This window comes from Bartonella sp. DB5-6 (assembly GCF_000278115.1).
GTDB lineage: Bacteria > Pseudomonadota > Alphaproteobacteria > Rhizobiales > Rhizobiaceae > Bartonella > Bartonella refiksaydamii.
In genome coordinates this window covers 125,876-133,156 of sequence record NZ_JH725117.1, presented here as the reverse complement: position 1 = coordinate 133,156, position 7,281 = coordinate 125,876, and the positions used below count along the sequence as shown (strand labels likewise).

The following is a 7,281-nucleotide window of genomic DNA, read 5'->3' as shown; positions in this document are numbered from 1 at the left end:
TTGTGAGGTTTGGGGTTGTGAGGTTTGGGGTTGTGAGGTTTGGGGTTGTGAGGTTTGGGGTTGTGAGGTTTGGATTTGCAAGATTTGATGCAAAAAGCTAGGTTCTAAAGTCCGTCGAACATCCAATGTTAAAACCAATTGAGGACAAGGATGGGGATCAATCGATTTGTTTTTTTCTTTTGTCATACAAAGTCCTTGATTTTTAAAAATAAACTTGACTTTTAAAAATAAAATTACATTCTAAAGCGCGCTTTGCTCATTTATTGCTTATGGGGGTCCACTTATGGGATACCAGGGTGCTCTTAATCATAATACACATCCTTCTCATCGTGATACGCGCATTGATGTTTTTCGTTCTTTAGCCTTATTGACGATTTTCATCAACCATATTCCTGGAACTCTTTATGAGTCTTTAACACATAGAAACTTCGGTTTTTCTGATGCCGCAGAAGTTTTTGTTTTGCTTTCAGGAATTTCTCTTGGGTTAAGTTTTCATGCGCGGTTACATCAGGAGCCCTTTACTTTCATTGTTCGCAAACTTTGGCAGAGAGCTCTTCAGCTTTATGGGGCATATCTTTTTACTACTTTTGTAACTCTCAGCCTTTTTTTCGCAGGCTTTTTATTGTGGCGTTCAGAGAAACTTTTATCAATGAATAATGTGGGTCTATTTTTTACACAGCCTTTTGTCGCATTCTTTAGCACCTTAAGCTTTGGACATCAATTAGGGTATAATAATATTCTTCCACTTTATATTGTTCTGATGCTTTTTGCACCCTTTGCGCTTTGTTTAAGTTGTAAACGGAAAGGGCTTTTGCTTTTGGGCTCGTTCATATTGTACTTGGTTTGCGGATTTTATAAAATTGCTCCCCCTTCTTATCCTTTAGAGGGGAAATGGTTTTTGAACCCTTTATCTTGGCAATTCTTGTTTGTCGTAGGGTTGGTTAGCACTTTATCTCTTAAACAGGGGACAAGAATCGCCTTTCAACCTTTTTGGATTGTTCTTTCTGCGGGCTATCTTTTGCTTGCATTTTTATGGGTGCGCTTCAATTGGTGGGGTGTTCTGGGCTGGCTTGGTTGGTCTTCCCCATTGATTAATTTTAATAAAACTTTTTTAAGCTTGCCACGTCTGCTCCATATTGTTGCGTTATCAGGGCTCATCCTTTGCTTGCCTCGTTTGCACAAGTGGTTTTATGTCTCACCACAACATCCTTTAGCAATTTTGGGAAAATACAGTTTACCCGTCTTTGTAACGGGAACTGTTTTTGCCATGTTGGGACAAGTTTTAAAAACAGTGATGACAGGAACGTTTTTTTCCGATACCTTACTTATAATAAGCGGTATTGCTCTGCAATTCGGGGTCGCATATTATTGTGAAAAACGTCGATCTCTTCGCTGGTTTTCTTCACGGAAAACTATCAGTTTGTAACGCTACTCTACGTCTATGGCGTGTTAACCTTAGCTTAAGAAGTACATTGCGCAAGAGTTTAAAAAGAGGTACTCATTATAAAAAAGACATTCACCGCAGCAGGAAAAGAAACTTTTTAACTCTCTAATCGTTGAGTGTCATAATTTTTGTGCTGATATTGGAGTATGAAAGCGTGAGTGCACATAAACTTCCCCATGATGAACCCATTATCATGATTGAGCATAATGCTTTTGATAATGCTTTCAATCGCCTCTATGAAGAGACGATGACACTCATTGAAGAAACCGCAACTTATATTGACACAGAGGGCAAATTAGCGGCACGTTCCCTTTCAGCAGAAATTTCTGCAATGTATGCCAAAGAAGCAATGTATTTAAGCACACGGCTTATGCAAATTGCCTCACAACTCCTTCTTTTACGTGCAGAGCGCGAAGGAGAAATGACACCAGAGCAAATACAAAAAGAGATTGCAAAAGTATCGCTTCATACACCGACGCTGAAACTAGAAAACCCTCATTGGCAAGAGTTACCAGAAATCTTCCGACAATTTGTTGCTCGTTCACTGCGTCTTGAAGCACGTATGCAATATATGCGTGCTGGTAGAGAAAGCGGATCTTCTGATGTTTTGGAAGAGGGCAATCCGGTGGGCAAGCAAATCGAATTGATTAAGACAGCATTTGGGCGTTCTTAGAAAATGTTGTACCTCGCTTCTTCTTCATTTTGGCGGGCATGCCTCTTCTTTCAAAATAAATTTTGATCAATATTCTTTTTTATTGTTCTGTATTCTTTGCTCTTTGCTGTTTAGCTTGTTCAAGGGTGGAAAAGTGTATAGACTTGAAACTTATGGCAGAGAGGGTTAATATTGAAGTGTGGTAAAATCCATTTCATCTAGTCTAGAAGCGCGCATGGAATTTATGCGCGCTGTTAGAGAAGATCTGTTTTTCCTTTGCTGTCTTGGCTATTAGTCTCTGTTCAAGGGGGGGAAAAGTGTATAGGCTTGCGATTTATGGCAGAGACGATTCGTATTATAGGCATTGATCCCGGATTACGTCGTACAGGATGGGGTGTTATCGATCTCTCCGGTAATCGCTTTCAATTTATTGCAGCAGGAACGCTTTGTTCTGATGTACGGTGTGACCTTGCTTCCAGATTATGCCAACTTCATAAAGGACTTTCAGATGTTTTGCATAAATTTATGCCCCATGAAGCAGCAGTGGAACATGTCTTTGTCAATAAAGATGCTACGGCAACTTTAAAGCTTGGTCAAGCGCGTGCTATTGCGCTTCTTGCTCCAGCACAAGCAAATTTGCCCGTTTTTGAATATGCTCCAAATAAGGTAAAAAAATCGGTTATTGGTGTTGGACATGGTGCTAAAGAACAAATTCATATGATGGTAAAAATTCTCCTTCCCCGTGCGGAATTTGATAGCAGTGATGCGGCTGATGCGCTTGCTCTTGCTCTTTGTCACAGTATGCACCGTAGTAGCATTTCTCACCGTTCAAGGATTATGGCATGATTGGGATTATGGTATGATTGGTAAATTAAAAGGTATTCTTGAGCATATCTTTGATGATCATATCCTTGTGAATGTTCAAGGTGTTGGCTATATCGTTTTTGTATCAAATCGGTTGCGTCCTTCTTTGCCCGCTCTTGGTGAGGGTATAAGCCTCTTTATTGAAACGCATGTTCGTGAAGATGCTATCCGACTTTTTGGTTTTGCTACAAGAGCTGAACAGGAGTGGTTTTGTCTTTTGCAAAATGTTCCAGGTGTGGGCGCGAAGGTTGCTTTGGCAATTTTGGGCACTTTGTCGCCTGATGAGTTGGCGCAAGCGATTGCCTTAAATGATATTGCAATGATTAGTCGTGCTCCGGGCGTTGGTAAAAAAGTCAGTGAAAGAATTGTTGGCGAACTGAAAAGTAAAGCACCGTCCTTTAACGAACATGCGGTCCAGTCTGCTCCGCTTCCTCATCTGGAAGTTACCAATCAACCAACAAATGATGCTCTTTCCGCTCTCATTAAGCTTGGTTTTGAACGTGACCAAGCAGCCCGTGCTCTTGCTTTAGCGATGAAGGTTCTTGAAGGGGAAACCATTTCCTCTGAACTGCTTATTCGCCATAGTCTCAAATTACTTTCTCCTCCCAATTAGTATGGGGTAATAATGCATAAAGATGAAGATCAACGCCTACTCGGTAGTGTTCCCCTTCCCAATGATCCAGATCGTTCTTTAAGGCCACAAGTACTCGACGACTTTATTGGTCAAGAAGCAGCACGGGCAAATTTAAAAATATTTATTGAAGCGGCAAAAGCACGCAAAGAAGCACTCGACCATGTTTTGTTTGTAGGACCCCCTGGTTTGGGCAAAACAACACTTTCACAGATTATGGCAAAAGAATTGGGGGTTAATTTTCGTTCTACCTCAGGTCCTGTCATTGCTAAAGCAGGGGATTTGGCGGCTCTTTTAACAAATCTAGAAGAACGCGATGTTCTTTTTATTGATGAAATTCACCGTTTAAGTCCGGCAATTGAAGAAATTCTTTATCCAGCTATGGAAGATTATCAGCTGGACCTTATCATTGGTGAAGGGCCCGCAGCACGTTCGGTTAAAATTGACCTTGCTAAATTCACCTTGGTGGCAGCAACCACGCGTTTGGGGTTGTTGACTACACCATTGCGGGACCGTTTTGGTATTCCAATCCGTCTCAATTTTTATACTATAGAGGAATTGGAATATATTGTTCAGCGTAATGCACGCCTATTTTCAGTGCAGATTAGTGATGATGGTGCCCATGAAATTGCACGCCGTGCGCGCGGTACTCCACGGATTGCAGGGCGGCTTTTACGGCGGGTTTGTGATTTTGCTTTGGTCAAACGGGCGGAAAAGATTGACCGAAAAGTTGCGGATGAAGCGCTTTCGCGCCTTGAAGTTGATCACCTTGGTCTTGATCCTCTTGACCATCGCTATTTGCGGTTGATTGCGGAAACTTTTTTAGGTGGTCCGGTGGGAATTGAAACTATTTCTGCTGCTCTCTCAGAACCGCGTGATGCTATTGAAGATATTGTTGAACCCTATCTTCTCCAACAAGGTTTTATTCAACGAACCGCTCGTGGACGAATTCTTACAGAAAAAGCTTGGAGCCATTTAGGTCTTTGTCCTCCAGTGTCTCAGGTTTCAACACAAAGGAGCGTTCAACCGCTTGATCGGGAGGATTTACAAACAACTTTATGGGATGAAGCAGATGAGTGAGACATCTCCCTTGGGAGATATATCTTTGTCAAATACTTCCTTGTGAAATATCCCCTTGCAAGAGCAACTATACAAAAGCTTTGCCTGTATGAACCAAGTTTGTGTACAGTAAATAAATCGTTCGCGGGCACATTTTTACAAAAAAGTCCAATTTTACAGTCAAAGCTTCAAGAGATTGAGAACTTTATAATCCAGTTTCCACGATTTCAACACAAAAATGCGTTCAATTGCTTGACATTTAAGAGTATTCGCCAATACAAACGGTTTTATGGAACACAGCAGATGACTGAGATATCCTCTTTAACGGGCAATCATACAAACGCTTTTCATGCTTTTCAAGTGCGGGTTTATGTTGCTGATACAGATTTTTCTGGTGTGGTGTATCATGCGCGCTATCTAGAATTTTTTGAACGGGGACGTTCAGAATTTTTACGGGATACAGGTTTTAATAACAAGATGTTAGCCTCAGGTGTGGAGGGGGAAAAGCTATTTTTTGTTGTACGTCATATGGAAATTAAATTTTCACGATCAGCACAAATCGATAATCTTTTAACCATAAAAACACGCATCAATCATATTCAAGGGGCGCGTTTTTTCATGGAACAATACATTTTGCGCGAGGATGAGATGTTGGTAACAGCAAAAGTTGAAATTGCTCTTATTAACGAGACAGGAAAACCACGCCGTTTACCAAAAAGTCTTTTTTCAACGGTTCTTGTTTAAAAGTATACTCTGTTTTAAAGTGGTATTGTGTTGGCTCTTTGACTGATGAAAGAGTAAAGTTTTTTTCTTAAATTTAGAAACTATAAAACAATCTGCTTTATTCAATTTTAACAAATGTACCTTTCATTTGGAGGGATAAAAATTATGCCGTATGTAGAATTAACGAATCCAGAAGTGATTGGAATATTGCGTTTATTTATGCAAGCGGGTTTCATCGTTAAGGCTGTTATGATTGGATTGCTTTTGGCTTCCGTATGGAGTTGGGCAATTATTTTTGATAAAATTTTGACCTATCGGAGAATACGACGTGAAATAAAAAAGTTTGAACGCACATTTTGGTCAGGGAAAGCTCTAGAAGATCTTTATGCAGAATGTAAAATTCAGCGCACCAATAGTATATCGGCAGTTTTTATGGCAGCAATGGTGGAATGGAAAAAATCTCTCGAAAAAGGCATTCATACGTCGATAAGCCTACAGAGTAGGATTGATAAAGCTATGGATCTCACTTTGGGGCGCGAAAGTGCAAAAATAGAATCAAAATTAAGCTTTCTTGCAACACTGGGGTCCGCTGGTCCTTTTATCGGCCTTTTTGGAACAGTTATTGGTATTATGAGTTCGTTTCTTTCTATTTCAGCCTCTCAAAATACTTCGCTTGCAATTGTTGCACCGGGCATAGCAGAAGCGCTCTTGGCTACCGCTATCGGTTTGTTTGCAGCAATTCCAGCCGTTATTGCCTATAATAAATTGGTTCATGAAAGTGCTCGGATAATCGCACAAATAGAAAACTTCGCCGATGAATTTTCAACAATTATATCACGTCGTATCGATGAGACACTTACATCTCATTCATCATTATAAGAGGAGGACCCCATGGGCGTTTTTGTTGCTTCTTCTTCTCGAAAAAATACACGCAGGCGGCACCATTCACATAGCCAACTGATGAGTGAGATCAATGTTACACCTTTTGTTGATGTTATGCTGGTGTTGTTGATTATTTTTATGGTCTCTGCTCCCCTTTTGGTCAATGGTGTTCCGCTTGATTTGCCTCGTAGTCAAGCGGGTCCTGTGCGAACGCAGCATACTCCACTCACGGTTTCACTTGATGCGCAAGGGCGCTTAGCCATTAATCAAGATTATTACGATACACCTGAAGCTCTAATTGCACACCTCAAAGCTCAATTAGAAACTAATCCTGCGCAAAAAGACCAACGTATTTTTGTGCGTGCGGCTAAAACTGTTGAATATCAACAAGTTTTACGATTGCTTGTTGATATTCAGAAGGCAGGCTTTTCACAAGTTGCTTTAGCCAGTTTGGCTCAATAAGATTTATCATAAATTATCGCATGCTGTACGTAAAAACAGTGTAGAGCGATTAAAGATAAAAAACGCAAGGCATGAATATGAATAAAGACTCCTATCATAGTATGAAACGAGGCTTGGTTTTATCCCTTGTCGTACATGTGATTTTTCTCGGTTGGGGGGCTGTTCATCTCATCAATCCCATCTCTTTACCACAACAATTGGAAGCTGTTCCGGTTACTCTTGCTCCTCTGTCTCAAGAGTTTTCTTCTCAACAAGGGGCATTGAATGTTCCTGTGCGTGAAATTCCAGCAGTGAAACCCACAACCAAACCACAAGAAAAAGAAGATGCGCATCATTTTGGGGAAGGGAAGATCGATAGTCTTGCACCTTTTAAACCAGACGAAAAACCGCAGATCGTTGAGACAACGTCTCCGCCATCAGGAGAAGAGAGCGCTTTAGAAAAACCTTCACCAGAACTTATACAACAAGAAATATCAGAAGTGAAAACAGAGGTTGCTTCGAAGGTTGTGCCTGAAGTGCCTATGGAGAGCCTTCAAGAGGATGTTTCGAAGGTTGTGCCTGAAG

General features: G+C 40.8%; 8 protein-coding genes and 2 pseudogenes. 9 read left to right on the top strand and 1 reads right to left on the bottom strand.

What is annotated here, in order from left to right:
• Positions 1-186, bottom strand: a pseudogene (locus MCO_RS10990) (thiamine phosphate synthase); the annotation flags it as partial.
• Positions 187-283: 97 nt separating this feature from the next.
• Between MCO_RS10990 and MCO_RS04435 the strand changes: the two are divergent.
• The 9 genes and pseudogenes from MCO_RS04435 to MCO_RS10830 form a co-directional block, all read left to right on the top strand.
• The gene (locus MCO_RS04435; RefSeq protein ID WP_007552868.1) at positions 284-1,426 is read left to right on the top strand and encodes an OpgC family protein; all 1,143 of its coding nucleotides are present in this window, start codon (positions 284-286) and stop codon (positions 1,424-1,426) included.
• A gap of 172 nt (positions 1,427-1,598) precedes the next feature.
• Entirely contained in the window at positions 1,599-2,117 is a 519-nt protein-coding gene (locus MCO_RS04430; protein ID WP_007552867.1) for a DUF1465 family protein, read from the top strand.
• 315 nt (positions 2,118-2,432) lie between these two features.
• Positions 2,433-2,942 (top strand): crossover junction endodeoxyribonuclease RuvC, encoded by a 510-nt coding sequence (gene ruvC, locus MCO_RS04425; RefSeq protein ID WP_007552866.1) that lies wholly within the window; start codon positions 2,433-2,435, stop codon positions 2,940-2,942.
• Between the two features lie 13 nt (positions 2,943-2,955).
• On the top strand, positions 2,956-3,573 hold the full coding sequence (gene ruvA / locus MCO_RS04420) for a Holliday junction branch migration protein RuvA (RefSeq protein ID WP_007552864.1): 618 nt from the start codon (positions 2,956-2,958) through the stop codon (positions 3,571-3,573).
• Between the two features lie 12 nt (positions 3,574-3,585).
• The gene (gene ruvB / locus MCO_RS04415) at positions 3,586-4,671 is read left to right on the top strand and encodes a Holliday junction branch migration DNA helicase RuvB (protein WP_007552863.1); all 1,086 of its coding nucleotides are present in this window, start codon (positions 3,586-3,588) and stop codon (positions 4,669-4,671) included.
• Between the two features lie 282 nt (positions 4,672-4,953).
• Positions 4,954-5,394: a tol-pal system-associated acyl-CoA thioesterase gene (gene ybgC / locus MCO_RS04410; RefSeq protein WP_007552862.1), complete on the top strand. Its 441-nt coding sequence runs from the start codon at positions 4,954-4,956 to the stop codon at positions 5,392-5,394.
• A 144-nt stretch (positions 5,395-5,538) separates the two neighbouring features.
• On the top strand, positions 5,539-6,252 hold the full coding sequence (tolQ, locus tag MCO_RS04405; protein WP_007552861.1) for a protein TolQ: 714 nt from the start codon (positions 5,539-5,541) through the stop codon (positions 6,250-6,252).
• A gap of 12 nt (positions 6,253-6,264) precedes the next feature.
• Positions 6,265-6,717: a protein TolR gene (gene tolR / locus MCO_RS04400; RefSeq protein WP_007552860.1), complete on the top strand. Its 453-nt coding sequence runs from the start codon at positions 6,265-6,267 to the stop codon at positions 6,715-6,717.
• Positions 6,718-6,794: 77 nt separating this feature from the next.
• Positions 6,795-7,281 (top strand): annotated as a pseudogene (locus tag MCO_RS10830) (cell envelope biogenesis protein TolA); the annotation flags it as partial.